Here is a 25,758-nt window from a genome sequence, read left to right on the forward strand (position 1 = left end):
ATGCAAGCAGCCCTGCCATGCGCGAACTCCCCGACCTGATCGCTTGCGAAGGCTGTGATGCTGTTTATCAAAAGCGCGCCTTGCAACACCGTGAAGTCGCGGTCTGCTTGCGTTGCGGTGCTGAGCTGGAGCGCGATTTTACGCATACCCGAGCGCGCATCCTGCCGCTGTCGGTGGCTGGCTTGATCATGTTTATCATTGCGAACGCGTTCCCCATTGTCCAGATTGAACTGCAAGGATTACATAATCAGACGACCTTATTTGGCGCAGTGCTGGCGTTATATAAGGAAGGTATGTCACTGGTCGCGTTTCTGGTCCTCGCCACCACCATTTTCTCACCCATGATGCAACTGGTCATTCTGATATACGTGCTGATACCTCGTACCTCCGCCGAGCGACCTCCGGGCTTCGGCTGGTTGGTACGCGCTATGCAAACGCTGCGCCCATGGGGCATGATCGAAGTATTTTTACTGGGCGTTCTGGTCGCCATCGTCAAGCTATCTAACATGGCGACCGTGTTACCGGGAACTGCATTGTGGGCGTTCGCCGCATTGACCATCTTGTTAACGGCAATCATTTCTTTTGATCCGCGTTATTTGTGGCAGATAACACCGCCGACCTTGCAAGACAAAAATCCATGAAGTGGTCATTTCTATCCTTCCGCCAGCATGCCGCCAGTGATTCAGGGCCCGGAAATCAACTTGAGAATCAACCTGACCGTCAATATGAGGATGACGATAGCGAGGACATGCCGATACAGACCGCCGCCAGTCTCGGCCTGGTCTCCTGTCATCACTGCGGCACGGTCTGGAGCGAGGTGCAGGAAGAAGCGCGCTGCGAACGCTGTGAAACGCCCTTACATAGCCGCAAACCAGACAGCTTTAACCGTACCTGGGCGTTGCTGATCGCCGCTTGCATTATGTATGTTCCGGCTAATTTAATGCCTGTCATGATTACCAGAACGCTTTTGAACGTTCAGCATGACACTATCTTGAGCGGCGTCATTTATTTTTGGGTATCAGGAGACTGGGAGCTTGCCGCGATTATTTTCATCGCTAGTTTTCTGGTACCGTTATTCAAACTCAGCGCGATGATCCTGATGACTTTTACGGCGCAACGCCAAAGCCGCTGGCGGCGCTTGCAGCGCGCAAAGCTATACCGTATCGTCGAGTTAATTGGTCGTTGGTCAATGCTAGACGTTTTTGTGGTGTCGTTGCTGGCGGGTTTGGTGCAAATCAGCGGATTTGCCAGAATTACTGCTGGTGTCGGCGTGGCGGCGTTTGGTTCGGTGGTGGTATTGACCATGCTGGCATCCCTGACCTTTGACCCGCGCCTGATTTGGGATGGCGCAGCCCGCAAACCACACAATGATCCGGCGCACGATGCATTGGCGCACGATCAAACACCCAATACTGAAAAGCATCAACAGGAAAATAAACATGACTGAAGAAAAAGAAACGCCCGCTGCGCCTCAGCTACCGACGCCCAAAGTGAAGCGTCAGCGCAACTGGCTACCCTCTCTGGTCTGGCTGATTCCTATCGTCGCCGCCCTGGTTGGGCTGATACTCGTCGCCAAAATAATCATTGAGCGCGGGCCCGTCATTACGGTAACGTTCATTACCGCAGAGGGTCTGGAGGCGGGGAAAACCAAGGTCAAATATAAGGATGTAGATATCGGGACGGTCGACAAAATCTCTCTTAGCCGGGACCATTCACACGTCATCGCGACCATCCAGTTGCTAAAGGAAGCCAAGAGCTTTACTGCGGAAGATGCCCGTTTTTGGGTAGTGCGCCCACGCGTCGCTGCATCTGGCATATCGGGTCTGGGCACGCTCCTGTCGGGAGCTTATATTGGTGCCGACGCAGGCAACTCCGAGGAAACCAAGGACACGTTTATCGGGTTGGAAGTGCAGCCTATCGTGACGCGCGATTCTGCGGGACTGCGATTTTTGTTACATGCCAGCGATATAGGATCACTGGATATCGGGTCTCCTATTTATTACCGCAGGATCAAAGTCGGGCAAGTAGCCGCTTACGATCTGGATAAAGACGGCAAAGGCGTCACGCTGAAAATTTTTATTAACTCTCCGTACGAGAAATTTGTTGGTGTTAACACCCGCTTCTGGCATGCCAGTGGCTTTGACATGCAAATCAGTTCCAGCGGTTTTAAACTCCGCACAGAGTCCTTGGCTACTGTCGTTTTGGGCGGTATTGCGATGCAGTCGCCAGATGACAGAATCGGCCCTATGGCAAAGGAAGACACCGCATTTATACTTGCACAGGATCAGTCCGATGCAATGAAACCGGCAGACGGCCCACCGCAAACCGTCCTGCTATATTTTAATCAGTCGTTACGGGGCCTGTCACCGGGCGCGGTAGTTGACTTCCGTGGCGTCGAACTCGGGGAAGTGAAGTCGATTGGCGTTGAATACGACCCTAAAACCCGCGTATTCCTGATGCCGGTGCTGGTCCAGATCTATCCACAAAGACTTGGACGCCACATGGTGGAAGAGCAAAAAGAATCGCCCTACTCTCAGGAGCAGCGACTGCAATATATGATTGGTCGCGGATTGCGCGCTCAACTTCGCACGGGTAACCTGCTTACCGGTCAGATTTATGTCGCGCTTGATTTCTTTCCTAAAGCGTCGCCGGTAAAAGTTGACGTCTCAAAAACGCCGCTGGAACTACCCACTATTCCAAATAGTCTGGATGAAATCCAGTCGCAGGTTGCCGATATCGCCCGTAAGTTAAGCAAGGTACCCTTTGATCAAATCGGCACTGACCTTCAAACAACTCTGGGAACGCTGAACCGAACCCTTACCAACACAGAGAAGCTGACCGGTACGCTCAACACAGATATCGCACCAGAGGTGTCTGCTGCGATGAAAGATCTGCGCAAAACCTTGTCGGCGGCCCAGCAAACGCTATCCTCGGACGCACCGTTACAACAAGATATACGCCAGACTTTGCAAGAGTTATCGCGCTCGGCGGCTTCGTTGCGGGTGTTGACCGACTATCTGGAACGCCATCCCGAATCACTGATCCGCGGTAAGCAAGAGGACAACAAATGACATCGCCACTTTCTCACTTACATCGTCAAATTAATGTAATTACCCATGTGACGGTCGCCACCGCTCTGACTGCTGTGCTGGCGCTGTCGGGTTGCTCCACGCCGCAGACACGGTTTTATACGCTGGCAGTACCTTCGGCGACTGCAGCGTCCCGCGCGGAGTCGGCACAAAATATCTTCATTGAGGTGCCCCCGATCAGCATGCCAGAACGTCTGGCGCGACCGCAACTGGTGGTGCGCGCACGCAACACGCAGGTCGATATTCTGGAGCACGATCGCTGGTCATCATCCTTTAATTATGAGCTGCGCGACGCCTTTGCCAGTGGGCTTGCCAACAGGCTTGGAGCAATTGACGCCACGCGCAGCGGTCGCCCGGCAGGCTCGCCAGGCTATCGAATCGCGATAGATTTACGTGAGTTTGATGCCGCGCCCGGCGATAAGGTGCAGGCGTTGTTCGGATGGACCATCACACGCTCCGACGATGGGCGCAGCGCGTCTTGCCAGTTGGGAGTGACAGAACCAGTCAACGCCGGCACCGGGGCTCTGGTCGCTGGCGTGCAACGCGCAGTATCGGATGCCATCGACGCGATTGCGGCCGATATCACCAGAATGGCAGCAAGGCGCACCGACGCCGGCAGCGCCGCCATTCCTTGCAAAGGAACTTGACCCCCGGCCTGCGTACTTGTCCGTTATTGGTGGGTCACAAGTCTGGCGCGAACGAAACCTATATGTTCGCGCAATACATAAAATTGATTGGCGAAGGCCAGCGGCATTTTCATGCGATTAACGGCCTCTTCAATCTGATCGATCCGTTGCAGCATCGCCGCCTGCTCTTCCGGCGTATGCGCAATTGTCCCCCGCTCAAGCGCAATCAGCGATCCATACCAGCGATAAATCCGCGATTTGATGCGCCAGCCATACAACAGCGGCACCAGACGGAACGCAGGAATTAATAGCAGAATCAGCGGCAACAAGATCACGACGGTGCGATCAACCAGACTGGCCAGCCAAAACGGCAAGGTCCGATAAAAAAAACTTTTACCTGACTTGTAATAACGGGTCGCATCATCGCTTATACGAAATTCGTGCGCCAGCGGTGCCGGAAACTCATTAGCGCGCTGGAGGACGCTGGCCTTACTGTGGACTTCCTTGGCCGCGTCAATCAACAAGTCCGATAACGCTGGATGCAAGTCGTCACGCGCCACCAGCTCAGCAGTCGGGGCGATCAAATGAATATCATGATCCGGGATATTTTTACCAAAATCAAAAACGCCCTTGGGAATACTCAATTCATTCAAATACGTAAACCGCCGCGCATAAGCATCCGCCTGCGCAAAATCCAGTAAATGGATCCCAGGTGCCCTTAATAACTTGCCCAAGGTTGGCGGTGCCGCGGAATCGCCCATCAGAAAAGCGGCGTCTACTCTGCCCTCGGTAAGCGCCTTTGCGGCTACATCGCCACCCAAATCCAGTAACGCAGTTTTACCGCCTGCCTCAATACCGTTAGCCTTTAATAGTGTCAGCGCCAGCACCCGTGAACCGCTGCCCTGCAATCCAATGGCGACGCGTTTGCCCTTCAGTTCGGATAACCGGTCAATCAATTTTGTACCGCGATAAAATACCGAGACCGGGACATAAGCAATACTACCCAAAGACATCAGTTTATCTGTCGACATCTCGGCGGCTATACCACCCTGCACAAAGCCAAGGTCGACGCCAGCCATGGGATCGTTAAGTTTTCTGAGATTGTCCAACGATCCTTCGGACGTCACGATCTTCAACTTGACCCCATTGCGCGCTAATATTGTGCGATATTTCTGCGCATCATTCCAAAAGGTGCTGTTCTCCGGACCGGTAGTAATAGTGATGGTCTTTGGCGGTGCAGGATCGATTAACCAGATCGCCAACCAGATAGCCACCACTGCCAACAACGCAATCGGGCCAAAACTAATCGCCAGATCACGCCAGGAAATCGCAACAAATCTCGCCTTGATGCTTTTAATGGGAGGCTTCGGTTCAGAGGGAGTATGTGGTATCGCCATGGCGCTATTTTAACGTTGAAAAACGACTGGGATGCTTAAACTGCGGTGTGCGGACGTCTCCAAAAGGTCGGCGCGTTGCCCACGTGGTGAAGCTGCTGAGTGGCAGCTGTACCCATCGATAAAATAGTGCGCCCGCGGCAATACTGGTCATCCAGGCCAATATCATGCCAAAGGCCTGTAGCAACGGTTGCGGTGCGACGAAGCGCATGAACACTGCATTCACCATCAGGCAAACCGGAAAGTGCACCAAAAAGATACCATATGAAATGTTGCCCAACCCGTGAAACCGGGACCATCCCTTGTCTCTCGAGGCCCAACCACTCCGGCGACTTCCGCTACGGCTCACCCACACCAAAGCGCAGGCGATAATCAAAGCAACCGCGATCCGGCTGCGAAAATCCAGGAGTAGCGCGCCACAGACTGGTACTAACATAGCGGCCATTAGCAGTGTCACCATGCTGCGCGGCCTTTTCGGATCGCTTGCCCACCACGCGATGACGCCCAGCCCGTAGCTGCCAAAGAAGTATACCGCCCAGGCGTCCCACCGCGTATCTCGATTAAAGTACAGGAGTGAGAGGCACACGCAGCCAATAATAATCACGGGGACCAGCCATCGAAAAGCGTGGCCCGACACCCACTTGCCCGTTAACCATAACAAAAGCGTCAGCAAAGCGTACAGTTGAAAATCAATGGCCACGTACCAGGCGCCTGCTGAGACCGACTCATAATCCAGAACGGTATGCAACAAAAGCGCATGGGCCGCGAGCTGCGGCAACGTTGGTACAGCAGAAATAGAAAAATGCGTCATCCATGACCCAGCCCAAAGAGAAGCCCCAACCGCTAAACCGGTAGCCACCATGAAAGGCGGCACCAGCCGAATGTATCGGCGCCAAACCGTACCCAGTGGATTAACAACGCCCGGCAAGCCGTGCGGTGAAAGAGACTTCGCGGCCAAAAAACCGCTTGTTACCAAAAAAACTTGTACTGCAATACGAGCGTAAGTGTCCAGCCAACCGATAAACATCGGCGCAAATGGCCGCACGTAGTCGGACATCGGGCCATAAAAGGCCAGATGGTGCAGAACTATTAATTGTGCGGCAATAATTTTTAAAAGATCAATAAAGCCGCTTTGAAAGTGACGGGCATGGTGACTATGCATAGCCGAATTCAGTGGTAGTGGTCTATTTAACGGTAAAGGCGAAAATCCACTCATTGTTGCTATTTCTAATATCTGATATCTGATGTTTCAAGGTGCTCGTTGCACGCTTTCAGGCAAATGTCTGGCCGCCATCATACTGTCATAGTTGGCAGGGTCCTACAAAATTTACAGTTTCCGCCAAAGTTGTCGTTAGGAAATTAATAAAATCTCGCTATAATTTGACACTTGGCTATTCACTATCCCTACACATTTCTGGGGAACAAAAAATTTTGAATGTGCAGACCGATTATGGAGAGCCTTTCATGAATTCCCATCACCTATCGCTTTTGGTCAGCCTTGAAATGCCATTTGGCCAATACAAGGGGAGTTTGATCGCTGACCTGCCGGGTTATTACCTGAGCTGGTTTGCGCGTGAAGGGTTTCCGTCAGGAGAACTTGGCGCTCTCTTGGCGTTAATGTATGAACTGGATCATAGTGCGCTTCGACATCTGCTTGATCCGTTGCGATTCGCCCATCAACCCCGCAAAAACACCCTCTATCCGCCCAAGCGCGGATGAGGACTGAGCAACACCGGTCATATAAAAAACGCCGAGTCCCAAACAGGTGTCCAAAGCCTGACAATCTAATGCTTATTTTTAGCGCTTAGTTTCTATTTTTTTGCGAAACTCGCGACGTATTATCGCATTTCCGTAGCGTTGAATTTGCTCCTCTGTGACCGGCACCAGCGGCGTAACCGGGATGGGCTTACGGTTCTGGTCTACTGCCACCATTGTAAAATAACAACTATTGGCATGACGGATCAGGCGTTTCTGAATGTTTTCAGTGACCACCTTAATTCCGATTTCCATCGAGGTGGTACCGGTGTAATTAACCGACGCCAAAAACGTCACTAGCTCGCCAACATGGATAGGCTCGCGGAAGACGACCTGATCAACCGATAACGTCACTACATACGTAGCAGAGTAGCGGCTCGCGCAGGCGTAAGCCACGCTATCAAGATATTTGAGGACGGTCCCACCATGAACGTTGCCGGAAAAATTGGCCATGTCGGGCGTCATTAAGACGGTCATCGTTAATTCGTGTGACGGAGAAGCGATCATAAATCCAACCTTTTGTGATATTGCAGATTTTTAAGGTTGTCATGCAACCCAATACTATTTTGTATTATGCCGCAGATACGGAATTGGCAAACCGAAACATGCTGCACCACAGCAAATGATCGTAAACGCTCCACGTTCTTAAAAGCGCGTTGGCAATGCGATGATATAAATTAGTCACACCGACTATTCCGAACGCCTTGCGCCCTTCAAAATTTCAAAGGTTTAACATATCCTGTGAGCTCAAAATATCCGCGACCGACCGACTTTCCCGACCGACTGATGGTCACCGCACCTTCCCAATACACCGACCCTGTCGACTCACGCGAATCCAGCTCCTGGTCATCTTGCAGCGGGGTCAAAAGCCACTCCACCGCCCCTGTTCGTAAAATCGATTGCACTGGATAGCTAGCGTCTGTACGGGGCGAACGCCAATTCCTTTGCGGCACAAAATTGACCTGATCCTGATTGAACTGCGTGGTTCTTCCATTTGCATCCCGCAACGCAGCATGCGCCCACAGTTTTGACCCATCGCCACGCCTGATCTGAAATGCCATCAGCGCCGAGCCATCATCCAGATTAGCACCGAGCCAATCCCACCCTGAAGCACCCTCCGCTAGCACGCTGGTCGACCACTCATGATCAAGCCAGGCCGTGCCTGTGACTGCGTCCCGGCGACCAGCGTGCGTCACCGTGCCACTGACACGCAATTGCGGTTCACTATAGTAATAGCTGGCTTGCGATGACAGTGGACCCTTGCGGGAGTACCCCTGTTCTCCCTGCAACAATGGTAATTGCGTCGGCGTCAACGCAAACCTGAAACTAAAATCGCGGGCATCAACACTGACCTCGTACTGACCATCGGAACCTCGCACAATGCGCCAGTCATCGAGCGCAACATCGGTATTGCCGGTTTTGGCATAAGCAAGACCAAAACCGGACCGCGCAGTTTTTTGGTCATGGAGCAACTTGCCCGAAGCAGGATCAGACAGCGCAGCGTGGGCGATAACCAGTTGGGTCGGCGCAAAGGCGCTTGGATTGGCGCGATCGTGATCCGTCGCAGATCGGAAAAACGTGATCTGAAATCCTAACGGCTTGCCGTCCGGCGTCGTCAGCCATCCGGTCGCGTACCACCACTCCGTACGAAAGTCGGGATGCGCGCCAAAGTCCTGCGGCAGGCGGACCCTGTGCCCGGGTGTAACCTGCGCAAACTGCGGCGGCGCTGCGTTTGCAGCGGTCATGGCAATTAACAATCCTGCAATGACTAGCCAAACGAAGGTTAACCAACGTAGCGGATCAAATGTCGGACAACGTCTCATTACCAGTCCTCCTTCACTGCACGCACCGCGTCAATCGCCACCGCCCGCAGTCCAGAAACGACCGCCGTAATGCTAGCCGACATCAGTAACAGCAGCGCCACCATTCCCAGACTGCGCCATGGCATGTGTAATTGCATGGTCCAGTGAAAGGACTGCGGATTAACGATAAACACCAGAATCAGGCTGATGGTCCATCCGAGCAAAAATCCGACCGCAATCCCCGCCAATGTCAGCAAGCCGCCCTCCACCGCCAGGATCGACAAAATTTGACGGCGTGACACACCCACATGCCGCAACATGCCGAACTCTTGCGACCGTGCCAGCGTTTGTGCAGAAAATGTCGCGGCAACGCCAAACAAACCGATCACGATGGCGACTACCTCCAGCAAATAGGTAACGGCAAAACTTCTATCGAAAATCTTCAGACTGATATCGCGGATATCGCCCGGCGTAGAAAACTCTAACGAAGCGCCAAATGGCAGTTTGCGCATTGCATCAACAACAGCGGTCGCGTTAGCGCCCTGCTGCAACGTCACGGCTGCCTCGGTCGCGTCTGTCTCACCGCTAAGACGTTGATAGTCTTTCAGTCGTAACTGAATCGCACCGGTTTGTCGCGCATAATCGCGCAATATCCCCGCCACAACAAAAGAATGGAGGTTGTCGCCTAGGGGAAGCTGCACGCGTTGACCAACCTGATATCCGAAGATATCGCGCGTTGCTTCAGATACCCAGATCGGTAATGCATCCGACGGAATCGCTTTAACCGGAATCATCTTGCCGATAATTGGCAAGCTACGTGCCGGATCGGCGTCGGCGCTGTTGTCGCTGTTGTCGCTGCTGTCAATATCTCGCGCGATCAGTGTCACCGGTGGTCGTGCCGGATTTAGCGTCAACGATGAGATGTGTGAAAACCTTATGCGATCAACGCCCGTAGTCGCTGCCAGCAATGTTTGCTCGGCTGGCAGAAGCGCGCCGGTCTCGCCATTACTGGCAGAGCGCACATACAAATCAGCAGATAAAAGCTGTGTCAGCCAGTCGTCCACCGAGACCCTAAAACTTGACACCATAATCGCCATCGCCACGATCAGGCTGAAGCTTGAAAGCACGCCGCCCAGTGCAATCGACGCCTGTCCCGGCACATTGGCGAGACGCGCCACCGCTAAGGTCCAGACGACGCCACTGCGGCCGGTAAGTTTTTGTACCACGGGAAATACCATCGCCGATAAGCGCGGCGTCAGTCCAATTCCACCAATCAATAACAGCGCCACCGCAACGTAACCAAAGATCGGCAAATCAAATATTGGCGGTAGTTGCGTTAGCACACCCCCAAATGCCAGGCACATTAGCGCGGGCCAAAAGGTCATCAAGCGCGTCAACGCCATTTCTTCACTTCCGGATTTAAGTGCTGGAGCGGGTCGTGCCCGCGAAGCTTCAAGTGCCGGGACCAAACTGCCAAGTAACGCGATACCGGTCCCTAGCAACAAAAAAATAACCGCAGCGGGCAAATCAAACGCCACCTGCGGCTGCACCCCACGAAAGAACCCCCCACCCAAATCGCCACCAAAAAAATGTAATGCAGTCGCCGCCATCAAATACCCTAAGGCAATCCCCAATAGCGACCCCAGACAACCCAGCAGAGCGCCCTCTAACAATATCTGCCATAGCAATTGACCGCGCTCCAAACCCATTACCCGTAATAGGGCGAATTGCGCACGCCGACGAATCACCGATAGCGCCTGCGTAGAAAACACTAAAAAGGCACCGGTAAATAGCGCGACCAAAGCCAGCACATTCAGATTGACGCGGTAAGCACGTGACATGTTATTGGTCCGGTCCTCCTGGTCCTGATTTTCCGATATCTGTAAAAGCCCGGGAATCTGCGCTTGCAGGTTCTGGCGAAACGTGTCCCGGTTGACGCCCGGCAAGAGCCGCAGGTCAATCCCTGATAACTTACCAACCCGATCGAATCGCCATTGTGCTGCGGCAATATCCATCACGCCTATCCGTTGACCTTCACGTGCGCCCAGCAATCCCCCGGCCACCCGCAAATTGACAATGCCGGTGCCGCTGCGTAACGCAAGCTGATCGCCCGGCCGCACTTTGAGCCAGGCCTGTGCGGCAGTAGAAAGAAATATCGCGTCATCAGCAATCGTGTCTAGCCGACGCTCAGCAGCCGGCACACCAGTCAGGTCGGGCGTAATAAGCGATGCGCGAAAAACATCGATTCCCATCACCTTTAACGCATTGCGCTCACCCGGCACGGTGACATCAAGCTCTAATACCGGGCTTGCCACGGCGACGCCTTTTTCACGGGCGATGCGGGGATATAAGGCTTCGTCAAAGAGCGGCTGGACACCGTGCACCTGCAGATCGGATGCGCCGGACAAGCTCCTCGCGGCGGCCGAGAACTCATTAAAGGCGGCGCCGTTAATCAGGTCAACGGCGTAACCTAAAGATACACCAAGCGCAATGGCGATAATCGCCACTAACGACCGCACAGGATGTGCGCGCCACTCCGCTAACAACAGCCAGCGCGATAGCCTGCGCATCGCGCCCGGGCCGGGTTGAGAGGATGGCTTATCCAGCACCAGGCCGGTAAGCTGCATCATTGCCGAAGCCTTAACAATTTCATGCTGTGGCCAGCAGGGGATGCAAACCCGTCGCGGTCATTTCAAGGATCCGGTCTGCCGTGTTGGCCGCCGCGATGGAATGCGTCACCATGATTGCTGATGCACCATTAGCCTTGATCTCGTTACGCAGCAACATCAATACCTCATGCGCTGTTTCGGGATCGAGATTACCGGTCGGCTCATCCGCCAAAATAAGCTTAGGACGATGCACCAGCGCGCGGGCGATCGCAACACGCTGCATTTCTCCGCCCGATAACTGCCTTGGAAAGTCATCGCCGCGCCCGCCCAAACCCACTGCCGCCAGCATCTCGGTCGCGCGCCCAAAGTCCAACCCGTTTAATAGCAGCGGCAAGGCGACGTTTTGTTGCAGCGTCAAATGCGGCAGCACATGGAAGGCCTGAAAAATAAAGCCTAACTTTTGCCGTCGCAAACGGGTCGCGGCAACGTCATCCAGAGTGGACATGGCAACGCCGTCGATCATTACCATACCGGCGTCGCCAACGTCTAGCCCGGCAATCAAATTTAGTAGCGTCGATTTACCGACCCCGGAGTCACCCATCAAAGCCACGTATTCCCCGGGCTGAAGAGCAAAATCGAGGTGCGCCAAAACGGTGCGCCCATGACCATAGGACTTTTTCAGACCACGACATTCAAGCGCGGGAATGATTAGATTTTTCATTTGATATCATCATTTTTGTATGTCATTTTTTGCACCTCATTTTCGCATCGTGCGGTGTGGTATCGACGTGAGGTCCTAAAAAGCATCGGCATTGAACCGCAGGCGGAAGGACTAAGCTGAACTGAGTGTAGCGGATCTTGCGTTATCTCGCAGCGCACTGCGGCAAGTGTCGGGACTCGTTTTTTTCGAACCAACAAGGTTCCGACCAAGCAATAGTACCGATCGCAACTCTAGCTAATCAGGTCACTTTGCGGAATGTCAGATTGATGCGGTATTCGCCAGTCAACGGATGAATTCCGTGTTTGATCGGCGATACGCCATGAAAAAATAATCGGGCAGGGCCTCCCCACACCACCACATCGCCGTGCGTTAGCGGTATGCGCAAGGGTTTCATCTCACGCCGCAGGCCACCAAACTGAAAAGTGGCCGGCAACCCTAAAGATACCGACACTATAGGCGCGTCCAGATCAGGCTCATCCTTGTCTTGATGCAACGACATACGGGCACCGACTGCATAACGATTAATCAGACACGCGTCAGGCACAAAGTCAGGATATCCGGCGCTGCTGGCCGCAGATGCGGCCAGTTGCTGTAACGCGGCAGGAAGCGCAGGCCATGGCAGTCCGCTCTCTGGATCGGTCCCGGCGTAACGATAACCGCGGCGATCAGTCACCCAGCCATGCGTGCCGCAGCTGGACATCGCCGCCGACATCGTCAAACCGCCCGGCGTGATCATATGGCGAAATGGCGCTTGCGTAACCACTTTCTTGATCGCAGTCAACATCAACGCGTCATCGGCCAAAGCAAACTGCCGCAACACTACCGCACCCGGGCAGATTGGCTCATGCCAAAGACGACGGGACTCTTCTTCTTCAAATAAATTGAACGTCATTGTTTGACCGCTTTACCATCGTTTGATCGTTGAATTTTTATTCTACGGTAGCTGACTCATCGCTCGTTACCATAATTTTACGCTCATCTTCATACGCTCTACTGACGTCATATTCTTTGAACACACAAGGTAAGAATTCAGATTTGGCTGCGGCAACTTTCCTGCGCTCTAAGCAAGATGTCTTGGAACCGAACAGCATCGCGCCAGAAGGTTGTCGTCTGTGTGTGGTTGAATGGTTGCAATAAATGCGGGCAAGGATGGCTTAACGTACCCTATATTACGTCACTAAGCGGTCGTCCTTTTCAAGGAACAACGGGCTGAAAAAAAGCCCGCATAACCTTACGGTAGCGGGCTAATCCAAACCTTAGAGGTGTTGGAGGAGACAACTTTACTATAGCATGTGCTTGAAGCGATGCAATATAAAAAAATATTATTTACAAGTAATTCTGGATTAACGCGGCATTGCCCACGGCATTGCACCTACTGTCGCGCTATGGCGACTGGTAAACATTAGTTGTCTTCATTTACAAAATTAGAACCCCGTTCCTGGGACGCAAGTATAAGCGACAGTATCTCGATGCCTCCGCACCCATGCCAGTCCCAGCGCAGTCTTATTTGATAAATAGCAGGGTTGGCCTTGAAGAACTACGTAAGAAGATGTCCGGCGCGGCGCGGGGTAGCCAGTGGAACAGGTGTAAAAGAAAATATCAAAAAAGCCTCGCACGTAACATCCTGGTATTCAAACCAGCCCCCTTATGATATAGTCCCCTACCCTATTACTGGAACTAAAGACATGGGCCACACTATCCGCGACAAACAAAAACTACTCAATCGCGTACGGCGCATTCGGGGGCAAATCGATGCGATCGAGCGGGCCTTGAGTGACGAAAGCGAGTGCATTACCGTTTTGCAGCAAATTACCAGTTGCAGGGGTGCGATGAACGGCTTACTGGCCGTGGTGCTAGAAGACCATATTCGCACGCACTTAGTCGATGCGGACCCGCATGCCCACGCCGGAGAACAAGGCGATGCCAAAGAGCAACTGATCGAAGTTGTTCACAGCTATTTTAAGTGAGCTTGCAATGAACAATCTTTATGATGCCCCGTTTGAGCTTGACCATCAGCACGTTTTTTTAGGTGAAGGCCATGACAAAAACGAACGTAAAACCTGGGCTGTAATCGTGCTGTGCAGTGCGATGATGCTGGCCGAAATTATTGGTGGCCACCTATTTGGCTCTTTGGCCCTGGTCGCCGATGGCATGCACATGTCTACCCATGCGGGGGCGATGCTGATCGCGGCGCTGGCGTACACCTACGCGCGCAAACATGCCAACGACAACCGCTTTGTATTTGGCACCGGTAAGTTAGGTGACCTGGCGGGATTTTCCAGTGCAATTATCCTTGCGATGATTGCTTTACTTATTGGCTATGAAGCCGTGGTCCGACTGCTGTCACCGATACCGATCAGCTTTAGTGAAGCCATTCCGATTGCGGTGGTAGGATTATTGGTAAATATTGCCAGCGCATGGTTATTGAGCGGCGGCGACCATCATGGACACAGCCACGGACATGCGGACGGTGCGCCACATGATAATGCCGCGCATGACCACGGCGATGAAGCACACATCATCAAGACGTCCGCCGGTGTGTTCGTACTCTCGATTTTTGAGGATGGCGTTTCACCTGTTTTTCGTATTCACGCAGAAACTACAGATGCCAATTTATCCCCTGGCGAAATGACGGTCACGACCGTGCGTCCGGAGGGTACACGTCAGCTATTTTCGTTTGCAAAAAAAGCGGATTTTTTGGAGTCAACCACTGATATTCCTGAACCTCACGCGTTTAAAGCGCTAGTTACTCTGGCCCGAGATGTTCACAGTGTTGCCTTTGAAGAGCACGCTCATCACCCAGAAAATGACGGCATTGATCGCCGCGACCACAATATGCGCGCGGCCTATGTTCACGTTATCGCCGATGCTGCAGTCTCGGTATTAGCGATCATTGGGCTTCTCTTAGCAAAATCATTTGGATGGTTATGGATGGACCCGCTCGCTGGTTTAGTCGGTGCGTTGGTCATTGCTAACTGGTCCTACGGCCTGATCCGGGATACAGGCGCAAACCTGATGGACGTCAGCCCTAACGATGTATTACCAAGCAAGGTCAGGGCAATTGTTAACAGCGCGGGTGATAAGTTAATTGATTTGCATGTTTGGCGTCTGGGCCCTGGTCACTTTGGTGCAGTTGTTTCTGTCGTCACCCAGGAGACGACGCACGGTCCAGCGTTCTATCAGCGTCTGTTGCGGAAAGTCACAGGGTTATCGCACATAACAGTTGAAGTCCATACGCCACAGTCGGTCTGATATGAGTGTCCGCTCACCCTGCATTGAGATATGTAAATTTGACGGAAAAACCGGTTTCTGCATTGCTTGCCTGCGCACGCGCGACGAGTGCAAAGAATGGAAAAAAATGAAAGATAACCGACGTCATCAAATCATTAATGACCGACCAAGAAGAGAATCAAAATTGCCCGGCGATGTCCAATCATAGCCACAGCTCAACACTAGTTGACTGGTAAGACATCCGCAACTAGCAGGAATAATACCTTAATGTAGTTAACCATCGGAAATATCATGCATAAAGGCGTTATCTACGCGTTCCTGGCCGCAGCATTATTTGGTGCCAGTACGCCGTTTGCCAAGTTACTGGTGGGCCAAATGGCACCCGTTATGGCCGCCGGACTGCTTTATCTGGGAAGCGGTGTCGGTCTGCTCGCCTGGTATGCACTCCGGTCGATCGCAACTTACGGCCGGGAAAAGCGCACGGACGGACTAAAGGGTCGCGATCTACCGTGGCTAGCAGGAGCCATCCTGTTCGGTGGTGTCGCGGGGCCTGTCTTGCTGCTGGTCGGTCTGATGCACACGCCGGCTTCGTCCGCGTCGTTATTGCTCAATATGGAAGGCGTATTAACGGCCTTACTAGCCTGGTTTGTTTTTCGTGAAAATTTCGACCGTCGTATCTTTTTGGGGATGATATTTATTGTATCGGCGGGCATTTTATTATCCGGGCAACTCGGTAGCGAGCTGGGTACACCGTGGGGCGCGCTGGCGATCATTGCCGCCTGTTTATGTTGGGCTATCGATAATAATTTGACGCGTAAAGTATCCGGTAGCGATGCCGTGCAAGTAGCGGGAATCAAAGGGCTGGTAGCTGGCCTGGTGAACCTCTCGATTGCGTTCTCTCTCGGTTATGCGGTGCCGGAAGCGCGCAGCATATTGAGCGCCGGAATCGTCGGCTTCTGTGGATACGGCCTTAGTCTGGTGATGTTTGTATTGGCGCTGAGGCATCTGGGCGCAGCACGGACCGGTGCCTACTTTTCTGCTGCGCCGTTCGTCGGCGCGATCATGTCATTGTGGATGCTGGGTGATATTCCCGGTAATGTGTTCTGGATCAGTGCGGTACTGATGGCAATCGGCATCTGGTTGCATGTGACCGAAAGACACGGGCATGCGCACACCCATTTACCGATGCAGCATCCGCATTCTCATCTGCATTACCATGATAGTCATCATCAGCATACGCATGACTTCCCATGGGACGGCGAAGAACCGCATAACCACGCGCATCAGCAGCAACATTTGGTCCATACCCATGCGCATTTTCCAGACTTGCATCATCGCCATCGCCATTAAAGATTACCCACTTCAATCGGCGTCGTAAAAAGTACTGATTTCTCGTACTCTGAGACCCTCTTGAGGTGTTAAGCCATCGGCACGAACACACGGACGCACAGACCGGACTGCCTTACCTCGTCTGAAAACCCTAGTTGAATCTCAGCGCCAATCCGGTCGGTGACGGCCTTAACGATGGAAAGGCCCAGGCCCGATCCAACCTGATCGCTCCCAAGCGTGCGATAAAACGGATCAAACACCCGCACCCGTTCGGCGAGTTGAATACCTGACCCCGTGTCCTGAATCCGCAATATTGCACGGCCTTTCTCAGTAGTAACAGAGAGGTCAACCCTGCCGCCATCAGGCGTGTAACGGATGGCGTTATCCACCAGATTCTTGACTACCGCCATCAGATCCAGTTCATTCACCCAGAGTTGTGCGTCCTGGTCCCCTACCACCCCAATATCAATACGCTTGGCTTCTGCCAGTGGCAGCAGGTCTTCTAATACGTGTCTATAAATGTGTTGTACCGATACCGACGCATTGGGTTGGTCGGGTGCGGATTGGGCTTTGGCCAAGGTGAGAAGTTGATCCAGCAGGTTGCGGCCGCGTTCGATGCCCCGACGTAGCGTCAAAAGACGTTCGCGCGCAAGGTCAGACATCTCCGCCTGGTCCAGTCGCTCCGCTTGCAATGATAAGGCGGTCAACGGGGACCGGAGCTCATGCGCCGCGTCCGCAACAAACCGCCGCTGCGTTTCCATCGACTGATCAACGCGGGCTAATAGCCGATTGATCGCCACCACGAACGGGCGCACTTCCGCGGGAAGATGACTTTCCTCGATCGGGTGTAAAGCTTGTTCGGCGCGCTGGTCGATCTCCGCCGACAAAGAAGCAATGGGCCGGAACATCTTGCGTACCAGGTCGGCCACAATCAAAAGTAAGATGGGAACCAAGATTAAAAATGGCATCAAGGTGCGCAACGCGCTTTCGCGTGCAATTTCATCCCGAAAACCAGTTTCCTGCGCCACGGCGATGCGCTGGCCGCTGGGCGTTGTTTTGACCAGCACACGGAACGGCTCGCGGTTAACGTCAAGCGTATGCAAGCCATCGATAAGCGTGATCGGTAAATTTAGCGGCCCGCCCTCGATACCTTCACCGACAGTCCTGCCCTTTTCCAGATATTGAACGATGACGCGCGACTCCTCATCGCTGCCTTTGGCACGTCCATCGTCGCCGAAATGCTCAAGCGGGAGATGCCGCCGATCAAACAGCGCCGCCACCTGGCGCAGCATGTCGTCCTGTAACTCATGGGCCTCGTCAAAGGCGGATACAAAAGCAAAAATACCTGCTACCAACGCGATGAGCAAAATGGTCAGAGATAATGAAACAGACAATTTAAGCTGAACCGATTCATTTAAGCGTTTTTTGAAACCATCCATCCAACCCCCCGCACATTCTTAATAACCTCGCTGCCCAACTTGCGCCGTAGCGCATGGATCAGGAATTCGACAGCATTGCTCTCAACCTCTTCGCCCCATCCATAAATACGGTCTTCAAGATCGCTGCGCGAGAGAATAGCACCGGGACGTGCCAGCAAAGCTTGCAACAAGGCGAACTCACGGTTAGAAAGTTGTACTGAAGGGCCATCTTTGACCGCAGCCTCGCGCGTGGCCGGATCGAGTGACACCACGCCGTTGCTGAGCATCGGTGTTGCGCTCCCTCCCTTTCGCCGCAGTACTGCGCGCATACGGGCCAGCAGTTCGGCCATGGCAAACGGTTTGAGCACGTAGTCATCAGCGCCACCGTCCAGTCCGCGCAGTCGGTCATCAAGGCTGTCGCGGGCGGTGATGATGAGCAGTGGAACCGGATTATCTTTCGCGCGAATGCTGGTCAGCACTTCTAGCCCATCCTTACCTGGAAGGCCAAGATCAAGTAGCACCAGATCGTAGTGCTGCAAACTTAGTGTGTTGAGGGCAGTTTGCCCGTTCTTGACCCAGTCGGCAGCGTAAGAGGCGTCTTTCAATGCCGCCTGGATAGCCTCGCCAATCATCGTGTCGTCTTCCACCAGCAATATTCGCATTTCTCATCCTAGGGCCGATAGTAACTCAATGCACGGTGCTTGCAGTTATTGCTTGAATAATCAGATAGTGATTAGTATAAAAGCAAACAAGGCCGCTAGGTCAGAGTTTTGCCTGTAGTGAGTCAAAAGTGGCCAGCAGGTCTGCCATCGCCTTCTTGCTGTCGATTTGATTCGGCGTATCTGCCCGCAGCGTACTCAGGGCATGGTCGATGGACTTATCCAGAATGTGCCAGTCATTCGCCGCGCGTGGTTTCAAGCCTGCTTCTGCCGAGTCCCATGCCAACTCCAGATCTTTGATCCTCGTCTTCGCGGCGGGTAGATCGCCTTTATCCACCATGGCGGCAACATCTGCCGCGATACCCCGAAAAGTAGACAGATCGCCTAATTGAGATGCCTTGCTGTTCTGCGTTGCAGCGTCAAGTTGGGCCGTCGCTGTTGAGGCAGATCCAGCAGCACCCGTGTCGGCAGGCTTGGAACATCCCGCCGCCAAAACTAATAAAGCCAAAGCAGATGCACCAATAACCGAGCGGTTTAGTGAGTGTAAAAATCGCATTTTTTTCCTTAAGTCAATGAGTATCGGGAATTCGACGGTTTGCGTTGCTGCGGCTGCCATTGTTGAACTGCGCAAAGGCGACCAGCAGCACGATTACTGCCAGGAATAGCGCACTGGTCCACATGGCGCCCATGCCGAGACCGCCATAGGCGTTGGCCTGCGTTAGCAAGTCCCCAAGTGCGGCACCGAAAGGACGGGTCAGGATATAGCCAATCCAGAAGGTTAACACCGCGTTGCCGCCTATGCGCCACACAGCATAAGTGATCGCGATCAGTGCACCGAATGATAGCGCGCCCCATCTAAATCCGAGACCGATCGCTTCGGTCGCCAAATCGCCTGCCGCAGTGCCCAATGCAAACGTGCAAAGGATGGCACCCCAATAAAACAGCTCCCTGCGCCGCGTAAAAATCGCATGGATGGACAAACTGCGCTCCACCCAATACCAAATAGCAAAAATCGCCGCAAGCGCGACGGCAAAAGCCGCAGTACTGATATACAAACTCACCCCCAGCCCATCGGTTAGCAGGTCGGTGATCTGAGTGCCGACGACGCTTACCAGCACCACGGTGAGCCAATAGGTCCAGGGAGTGTAGCGCCGCGTGCGTAACTGCATAAGCAAGGCAATCGCCAACAGCGCGCCCATCACCGCACGGGTCAAGCCTTGTCCGAAGCCCGCATTTACAGCCAGGAAGTCGGCCCCGGTTTCTCCGACTGTTGTCGACATGATTTTTATGACCCAGAATGAGAGCGTCACTTCCGGAACTTTGTTAAGCCAGCTTGATGCGAATGGTGGTGTCAGTGTTTTCATAGTTTTATCTCCGTCCAGAGTGCTGGGAATCTGAAGCAAGTCTGAACAATCAGACTTAGCCGGGCCATAGGTCCCATCACTTTCACATCCATCCTTTGCGGAGGATGCTTTCCAAAGATAATGCGATGAAGGCGCAGGGTCAGAATCTAAGTGGCGGCAAATACCAGCCCACTGCACGCAAGGCAAGCCGTGCGTAGAGCGCGGCGCGGCGCGGCGCAGCGCGGCGCAGCCGGCCGCACCGGCCGCACCCACCATATCGAAGTCAGAATGGACGCGGAGAAAGCTAATTAGCAGTATTCACATAGCGCAACGAAGTAAGGCTGGGCGGCTCCATGAGCCGACCCAGGATATCTGTGATCGGTAGCGTTCGTTTCATTAGATACAGGAATCATATTAAATTGCCGATCTGTCGCCTCAAGCCTCAATGTAAAGTTAATCAATGTCAAATTATAAGATTCAGCCCTTACTTCACTACCAGGCGGGACTGGACAAGATTCACTTTGGCATCTAAGACTGGTGTCACAGATTGCTATCGTCATGAGGGCGAATTTTCTACACCGCTTAGTTCCCGTATTTCTTTTAGAAGTTGGCGGCAAATGCGCATTTCCGAAGAACTAATGAATGCGTTGGCCGAATTCAATGAGCGCTCAATTTCTATCATGCGCAATAGATTCTGATTAATTTTTCCAAGCGCGTCGTACGATTCGCGCGCTAGTTTTTCCAGTTCCACGCGGTCGTCAGTGCGGCTTCCTAGCGCATACAGGTCGCTAATATTTCGCAATCTCCGCTGGATTGATTTAAAAATTTCGGGGATCAACGCGGCCATTTTCCTCTCCTCCCGACCGGCCCTAAGCTAAGGCTGGGACCGGTCCGCTGCAGTAACAACACAAATACACAATTAAGCAACGTTCACTTCAATCCTTCTTGGTTTGGCTTGTTCCAGCTTAGGCATAGTGAGCGTAAGCACACCGTCGTGCATTGATGCGACGATTTGAGATGTGTCCAATTCCGGACTCAACGTAAAGGTACGCTTGTACTGCGCCGCCTGCTCTTCTACGTAAACCGGCTGCAAATAATCAGCCTCGCCAAGCTTCACTGCGCCTTCAATGATCAGCATATCGGCATCGACGCGGATCGCGAGGTTTTCTTTGGTGACACCGGGCAAGTCAGCGATTAGCGTAATACCATTTTCGTCCTCGATTACATCCACAAAGGGACGGGACACTTCTCCTTCGTTACCACTTGTTTCACGCTGCATCAATTCATTTTTGTTTTCCATCTTTTCCTCCTCTCGCTTTAATTTTCATTTAGAAAGCGTTATTAATTTCCCGCTTAACACCAATATAGGACCTGCCTAAAACGGTTTCAAGACCACTTAATTTCTATAATAATACGTACATTCGCGGGCATCGGAACGACTCGTTACCCATACGAATAACTTGAACCAATCCTACGGTTGCCGTCTGAAATCCAGATATCCAGATATCCAGATATCCAGATATCCAGACATGCAAAAATGCAAAAATGCAAAAATGCAAAAATGCAAAAATGCAAAAATGCCAACCAGCCTAAGCGCTAAGCTGCGGAACTTCCGATAGAAAATATACCGTTGGCAACATTATTTCCCTGTATGGCTCGGCGAACTGGCGGTTCCCGCGCATCCGGAAATCAGAGGGTAGCCTTACCAGAATTTATCTTTTCCCTTATGGCATCACGCTGACAAATCGACCTGATAGACGCGGCCCTAGCCCAGAGGCCCACGCAAAGAGCCTTCCAGCCTTCACGCCGCTAGTCTGGTATCCGAAAACATGTTCGGTGCCAATAAACGTTCCACCACGTCGGACCAGCTTAACAGTGCGTTTTCAGCTGGCAACCGCGGTGCAGCAAGCGCACGACGCATGGCGCACAAGATAGATTTTGCATCGCCGGGCGTATAACCAAAGCGCGACCTATGGCCACCCATCACGCTACTCGGACAAACCGCTGGCAATTCAAAGAAATCATACTGCATCAGCTTCATAGAAGTATCCGAAAGATAGCGTGGAACGTGCGCCGAACGATACGGTGAGATTCCGACCGTTGCATGTTTGATGTACGGTAACGTGAGGCGGTGCGGCATTTCCTCATGCAGGACAACGTTTTTTCCAAAATCCGGATGTGCCCCGATACCACAACCAATAATATGGAATGTAACCTCCGGGAATAGCCTTGATGCGATCACAAAAAAGTCCGGATCAAACAACATGGAGCCAACCGATACCGCATGCTGACCGGGGCCGTAAGGAGATGGATCTGCGTAATCTCCCAACGAATAATCAAATCCATGCGGTACCACATAACAGTTATCCACGCTAGGCATGCCCTCGGCCATGTAGCGCGATGTCAGGCAAATAGCGTCCATTTTGGGCCCGACTTGTGCGAACGTTTGCTTGACATACGGTGCAACATTGATCGTTTCAAGATCATGAGAAGCAAGATAAATCGTCTTCGCACTCGGGTTCAAACGCTTTACAAGATCGAAAAAAATTGGCGCCATACCACTTTCAAAGATAACTACGTCTGACTCTTCTATCCACTTGACCAAAACAGGATGCGGATTATTGACATATCTCCTGAATAAGAAATTTTCTATCGACGCGAAGATACTCTTACCTGTATTAAACGGAGGAATGACCGTCTGCCAAAGGAAGCAATGAATCCCATCTCGCAAGCCGACTTTGTTGGCGAGACTGCTTAACGATGCTCTAGGATCGGGTTTGAACCGTGAGAACAAACTATACGGGCAAGAAAAAAAACTAGTCGGACCGTATTTTTTTAATTCAGCCGCAATAAAATGCACATTAACACGACGTCGAGATCTATAGTCATGGGCCGTTATCATTAAAGATCGCATACTTATCTTTCTGAAATCCATTTTTGTGTATTGGCAATCAAGGCGCGCAAGGGCCGAATAAAAGCGCATTCAAAACGACTTCGATCAAAACTGAAAATGACCTTGCGGATCCTTAGCGGGCAGCTGACGCTACAAATCATAAACAGTGCCGCAAAGGACCCTCATAGGCGTTTATACATATCCTCGAAGCGGACGATATCGTCTTCACCAAGGTAGCCGCCGGATTGAATTTCGATCAGATGCAATGGTAATTTCCCGGGATTTTCGAGCCGGTGCTTTTCGCCGATCGGGATGTAAGTCGATTCGTTTTCAGAAAGGAGTTTTTCCTCATCACCGCTGACAATTAGCGCTGTACCGCTCACCACTACCCAGTGTTCGGCGCGGTGATGATGCATCTGAAGCGACAGCTTTCCGCCCGGGTTAACCGTGATGCGCTTGACCTGGAAACGTTCGCCAATATCGATCCCCTCATAGCTTCCCCAGGGTCGATAAACCTTGGTGTGATTAAGATGTTCAGTACGACTATTTTTCCTCAGGTACTCGACGATTTTTTTGACTCTTTGCACCTGGTCTTTGTGGACTACCAGGACCGCATCCTTGGTCTCGACCACGATCAAATCGTCGACCCCGACCACTGCCACGAACCGGCCTTCGGCGCGAATCATTGAATTCTTGACCGCGTCGGTATAAACGTCACCGCGTATCACGTTGTCGTTGACATCGTCCTTCAGTATTTGCGACAGCGCAGACCACGACCCCACGTCGCTCCAGCCGATCTCTGCGGGCACTACGACTGCGTGCGCAGTGTGTTCCATGACTGCGTAGTCAGTGGACTCCGGCGGGCATGCGGCAAACGAAATCTCATTGAGACGGCAAAAATCCAGATCGCGGTGGGCGTCGTTAAACGCGTTACGACAACACTCGGCAATAGCGGGACGGAATATCTGCAACTCTTCCAGATAGCGCGCAGCAAAAAATAAGAACATGCCGCTGTTCCAGCTATAGGCCGGGTCGGCAATAAAAATTTCAGCGGTCGAACTATCAGGTTTTTCTACAAATTTCTCGACCACGTAACAACCCTCGATACCTTCCACGACCTTGCCCCGGCGGATATAACCGTAACCGGTCTCAGGCTCCGATGGAACGATACCGAAGGTGGCCAGAGCCCCACCGTGCGCTGCTTGCGCCGCACGCCACACGGCCACATGAAAAGACTCGACATCAGCGATCATATGGTCGGCGGGCAGGACTAACATCAGCGCCTCTTTATCCTCTTTCAATAAAAAATGTGCCGCAGCAGCAATTGAGGGAGCTGTATTTTTGCTCTCTGGTTCCAGTAAGATACCGATCGGCGTTACGCCGATGGCGCGCAACTGCTCGGCTACCAAAAATCGATGCTCATTACCGCAGGTGATCAGGGGCGGCATCAACTCTGGCCAGTCTGATAGCCTCAACAAGGTTTCCTGCAGCATCGAAAATTTAGAGCAGAGAGGCAACAGTTGCTTAGGTAAAGCCTCTCGCGAGAGCGGCCATAAGCGGGTACCGGCACCACCGGCGAGTATAACGGGATAGATTCTCATACAAATCCTAAAGGTATAACCGGATTAACATCCGACCTGGGATTTCTCTGAAGTGACAGCGTTGGATTTGCTTGCGGCACCGGCTGCAGTGCCTGCTGCACTTCTTGCACTTCCTTCTGCTTACCACGCGCATCGCCCCATCCATGCTCGCCAGACTCTGTCAGTCTTAGCATCTCCCCGGCGCGGTTCACGCTATATTTTTTAACGACTACCATTTCTTCCAAACAGGCACCAGGGAATATCCGCGTGTATTCAAATAACGCGCTACGCACCACCTTTGCGCCTGAACATATATGACTGCCATGGCCGATCCAGGTCGGTCCGATAATCGTGCTGCCAGCCTCAATGCGGCAACCGGCACCGATATAAACCGGTCCCAGAATGGTCGTGCCGTGCCAATCTATGCTGGTGTTAAGGCCCACCCATACACCGTCGGCGGTACTTACTCCCGGGACTTGGAGCGGGGCTACCTCACCTGACAAAATCCTTTGCATGACACTTAAATAATCGGTCACTGTACCGATATCAATCCAGTTGAAGAAGCGCTGTTGCGCGTAAAACGGTAAGCCCTTTGCGGCCATTAGCGGAAACAGATCGGAACCGATATCGAACGTCGTGTCAGCCGGTATCAAATTAATGGCCTCCGGTTCGAAGATATAAATGCCGGTACTCGCAAAATTGGAAAGCGCTTCCGCTTGCGTAGGCTTCTCCTGAAACGACTTAATTCGTCCGTTGGAATCGGTCACTACCACACCGTAGTTATCAACTTTATCCCACGCTACTTCCTTGGTGATGACACTGGCCATTGCGCCCTTTTGCTTATGCTCGAACAGTGCTGACCTCAAATCCAGATCAATCAGCGCATCCCCGCATATCACAATAGTTGTGTCATCGAAGAAGTTGGCAAATTCCTGAATTTTTTTAATGCCGCCCGCCGAACCCAATGGCTCGGGAATAACTTCGCCGCTTTCATTGGTATAACCCTCAAAAGAATAACCAATCTGCACCCCGAACTGACTGCCGTCACCAAAATAATCTTCTATTTTTTTATGCAAGTAACTGACATTCACCATAATGTCGCGAACACCATAACTGGCCAGAAATTCGACCAGATAGGCCATCACAGGCTTACCTAAAATGGGTATCATCGGTTTAGGAAGATCATAGGTCAAAGGACGAACGCGCGTGCCCTTGCCAGCCGCCAATATCATTGCTTTCATTTTTTACCTCGAAAATTAATTGCGAATATTGTTAACATCTTCAGTGCCGCCTGTTTTCGTCCAACCAG

25 protein-coding genes are annotated in these 25,758 nt (G+C 52.4%); 9 read left to right on the forward strand and 16 right to left on the reverse strand.

What is annotated here, in order from left to right; all coding sequences use genetic code 11:
- The first annotated feature begins 17 nt into the window (after window positions 1–17).
- From HAV38_RS09130 to HAV38_RS09145, 4 genes are all read left to right on the forward strand, one after another.
- Entirely contained in the window at window positions 18–641 is a 624-nt protein-coding gene (locus HAV38_RS09130; RefSeq protein ID WP_168054636.1) for a paraquat-inducible protein A, read from the forward strand.
- A 107-nt stretch (window positions 642–748) separates the two neighbouring features.
- Window positions 749–1,447, forward strand: coding sequence for a paraquat-inducible protein A (locus HAV38_RS09135; protein WP_245182289.1), 699 nt, complete (start codon window positions 749–751; stop codon window positions 1,445–1,447).
- Window positions 1,440–3,071, forward strand: coding sequence for a PqiB family protein (locus HAV38_RS09140; protein ID WP_168054640.1), 1,632 nt, complete (start codon window positions 1,440–1,442; stop codon window positions 3,069–3,071). Before HAV38_RS09135 ends, HAV38_RS09140 begins: the two co-directional genes overlap by 8 nt.
- Window positions 3,068–3,736, forward strand: coding sequence for a PqiC family protein (locus HAV38_RS09145; RefSeq protein WP_168054642.1), 669 nt, complete (start codon window positions 3,068–3,070; stop codon window positions 3,734–3,736). Before HAV38_RS09140 ends, HAV38_RS09145 begins: the two co-directional genes overlap by 4 nt.
- A 23-nt stretch (window positions 3,737–3,759) precedes the next feature.
- On the opposite strand, the gene HAV38_RS09150 is transcribed toward HAV38_RS09145, so the two are convergent.
- Together HAV38_RS09150 and HAV38_RS09155 are read right to left on the reverse strand one after the other, a co-directional pair.
- Window positions 3,760–5,112 (reverse strand): TAXI family TRAP transporter solute-binding subunit, encoded by a 1,353-nt coding sequence (locus tag HAV38_RS09150; RefSeq protein ID WP_168054644.1) that lies wholly within the window; start codon window positions 5,110–5,112, stop codon window positions 3,760–3,762.
- A 4-nt stretch (window positions 5,113–5,116) separates the two neighbouring features.
- Window positions 5,117–6,271: an acyltransferase family protein gene (locus HAV38_RS09155; protein WP_168054646.1), complete on the reverse strand. Its 1,155-nt coding sequence runs from the start codon at window positions 6,269–6,271 to the stop codon at window positions 5,117–5,119.
- Between the two features lie 302 nt (window positions 6,272–6,573).
- On the opposite strand from HAV38_RS09155, the gene HAV38_RS09160 reads away from it, so the two are divergent.
- Window positions 6,574–6,828, forward strand: coding sequence for a DUF3820 family protein (locus HAV38_RS09160; protein ID WP_168054648.1), 255 nt, complete (start codon window positions 6,574–6,576; stop codon window positions 6,826–6,828).
- A gap of 78 nt (window positions 6,829–6,906) precedes the next feature.
- On the opposite strand, the gene HAV38_RS09165 is transcribed toward HAV38_RS09160, so the two are convergent.
- The 5 genes from HAV38_RS09165 to alkB form a co-directional block, all read right to left on the reverse strand.
- Window positions 6,907–7,371 (reverse strand): acyl-CoA thioesterase, encoded by a 465-nt coding sequence (locus HAV38_RS09165; RefSeq protein ID WP_168054650.1) that lies wholly within the window; start codon window positions 7,369–7,371, stop codon window positions 6,907–6,909.
- Between the two features lie 206 nt (window positions 7,372–7,577).
- On the reverse strand, window positions 7,578–8,687 hold the full coding sequence (locus HAV38_RS09170) for a lipocalin-like domain-containing protein (RefSeq protein WP_168054652.1): 1,110 nt from the start codon (window positions 8,685–8,687) through the stop codon (window positions 7,578–7,580).
- Window positions 8,687–11,293 carry an FtsX-like permease family protein gene (locus HAV38_RS09175; RefSeq protein ID WP_168054724.1) on the reverse strand — a complete coding sequence of 869 codons (2,607 nt, stop codon included), beginning with the start codon at window positions 11,291–11,293 and terminating at the stop codon, window positions 8,687–8,689. Before HAV38_RS09175 ends, HAV38_RS09170 begins: the two co-directional genes overlap by 1 nt.
- A gap of 22 nt (window positions 11,294–11,315) precedes the next feature.
- The gene (locus HAV38_RS09180; protein WP_168054654.1) at window positions 11,316–11,996 is read right to left on the reverse strand and encodes an ABC transporter ATP-binding protein; all 681 of its coding nucleotides are present in this window, start codon (window positions 11,994–11,996) and stop codon (window positions 11,316–11,318) included.
- Between the two features lie 238 nt (window positions 11,997–12,234).
- Window positions 12,235–12,888: a DNA oxidative demethylase AlkB gene (gene alkB / locus HAV38_RS09185; RefSeq protein ID WP_168054656.1), complete on the reverse strand. Its 654-nt coding sequence runs from the start codon at window positions 12,886–12,888 to the stop codon at window positions 12,235–12,237.
- Window positions 12,889–13,681: 793 nt separating this feature from the next.
- On the opposite strand from alkB, the gene HAV38_RS09190 reads away from it, so the two are divergent.
- From HAV38_RS09190 to HAV38_RS09205, 4 genes are all read left to right on the forward strand, one after another.
- Window positions 13,682–13,963: a metal/formaldehyde-sensitive transcriptional repressor gene (locus HAV38_RS09190; RefSeq protein WP_168054658.1), complete on the forward strand. Its 282-nt coding sequence runs from the start codon at window positions 13,682–13,684 to the stop codon at window positions 13,961–13,963.
- Between the two features lie 7 nt (window positions 13,964–13,970).
- Window positions 13,971–15,248: a CDF family Co(II)/Ni(II) efflux transporter DmeF gene (gene dmeF / locus HAV38_RS09195; RefSeq protein ID WP_168054660.1), complete on the forward strand. Its 1,278-nt coding sequence runs from the start codon at window positions 13,971–13,973 to the stop codon at window positions 15,246–15,248.
- A 1-nt stretch (window position 15,249) separates the two neighbouring features.
- Complete coding sequence (locus tag HAV38_RS09200) at window positions 15,250–15,435, forward strand: DUF1289 domain-containing protein (RefSeq protein ID WP_168054662.1); 186 nt, start codon at window positions 15,250–15,252, stop codon at window positions 15,433–15,435.
- Between the two features lie 83 nt (window positions 15,436–15,518).
- Window positions 15,519–16,577 (forward strand): DMT family transporter, encoded by a 1,059-nt coding sequence (locus HAV38_RS09205; RefSeq protein WP_168054664.1) that lies wholly within the window; start codon window positions 15,519–15,521, stop codon window positions 16,575–16,577.
- 68 nt (window positions 16,578–16,645) lie between these two features.
- Here HAV38_RS09205 and HAV38_RS09210 read toward each other — a convergent pair whose 3' ends face one another.
- From HAV38_RS09210 to HAV38_RS09250, 9 genes are all read right to left on the reverse strand, one after another.
- Window positions 16,646–17,995: an ATP-binding protein gene (locus HAV38_RS09210; protein ID WP_168054666.1), complete on the reverse strand. Its 1,350-nt coding sequence runs from the start codon at window positions 17,993–17,995 to the stop codon at window positions 16,646–16,648.
- A complete protein-coding gene (locus tag HAV38_RS09215) occupies window positions 17,971–18,636 on the reverse strand; it encodes a response regulator (RefSeq protein WP_168054668.1) in 666 nt (221 codons plus the stop codon). The genes HAV38_RS09210 and HAV38_RS09215 overlap by 25 nt, the downstream gene beginning before the upstream one ends.
- Before the next feature lie 100 nt (window positions 18,637–18,736).
- Complete coding sequence (locus HAV38_RS09220) at window positions 18,737–19,189, reverse strand: hypothetical protein (RefSeq protein ID WP_168054670.1); 453 nt, start codon at window positions 19,187–19,189, stop codon at window positions 18,737–18,739.
- Window positions 19,190–19,202: 13 nt separating this feature from the next.
- On the reverse strand, window positions 19,203–19,997 hold the full coding sequence (locus HAV38_RS09225) for a COG4705 family protein (protein ID WP_168054672.1): 795 nt from the start codon (window positions 19,995–19,997) through the stop codon (window positions 19,203–19,205).
- A 535-nt stretch (window positions 19,998–20,532) separates the two neighbouring features.
- Complete coding sequence (locus tag HAV38_RS09230) at window positions 20,533–20,823, reverse strand: hypothetical protein (RefSeq protein WP_168054674.1); 291 nt, start codon at window positions 20,821–20,823, stop codon at window positions 20,533–20,535.
- A 72-nt stretch (window positions 20,824–20,895) separates the two neighbouring features.
- Window positions 20,896–21,276 (reverse strand): Hsp20/alpha crystallin family protein, encoded by a 381-nt coding sequence (locus HAV38_RS09235; protein WP_168054676.1) that lies wholly within the window; start codon window positions 21,274–21,276, stop codon window positions 20,896–20,898.
- 501 nt (window positions 21,277–21,777) lie between these two features.
- Window positions 21,778–22,959, reverse strand: coding sequence for a GumK N-terminal domain-containing glycosyltransferase (locus tag HAV38_RS22270; RefSeq protein WP_375791694.1), 1,182 nt, complete (start codon window positions 22,957–22,959; stop codon window positions 21,778–21,780).
- Window positions 22,960–23,051: 92 nt separating this feature from the next.
- A complete protein-coding gene (locus HAV38_RS09245) occupies window positions 23,052–24,470 on the reverse strand; it encodes a mannose-1-phosphate guanylyltransferase/mannose-6-phosphate isomerase (protein ID WP_168054680.1) in 1,419 nt (472 codons plus the stop codon).
- The gene (locus HAV38_RS09250) at window positions 24,467–25,690 is read right to left on the reverse strand and encodes a nucleotidyltransferase family protein (protein ID WP_168054682.1); all 1,224 of its coding nucleotides are present in this window, start codon (window positions 25,688–25,690) and stop codon (window positions 24,467–24,469) included. Before HAV38_RS09250 ends, HAV38_RS09245 begins: the two co-directional genes overlap by 4 nt.
- Window positions 25,691–25,758: the final 68 nt, after the last annotated feature.

It is taken from the genome of Glaciimonas immobilis, assembly GCF_011947285.1.
Taxonomy (GTDB): Bacteria; Pseudomonadota; Gammaproteobacteria; order Burkholderiales; family Burkholderiaceae_D; genus Glaciimonas; species Glaciimonas immobilis.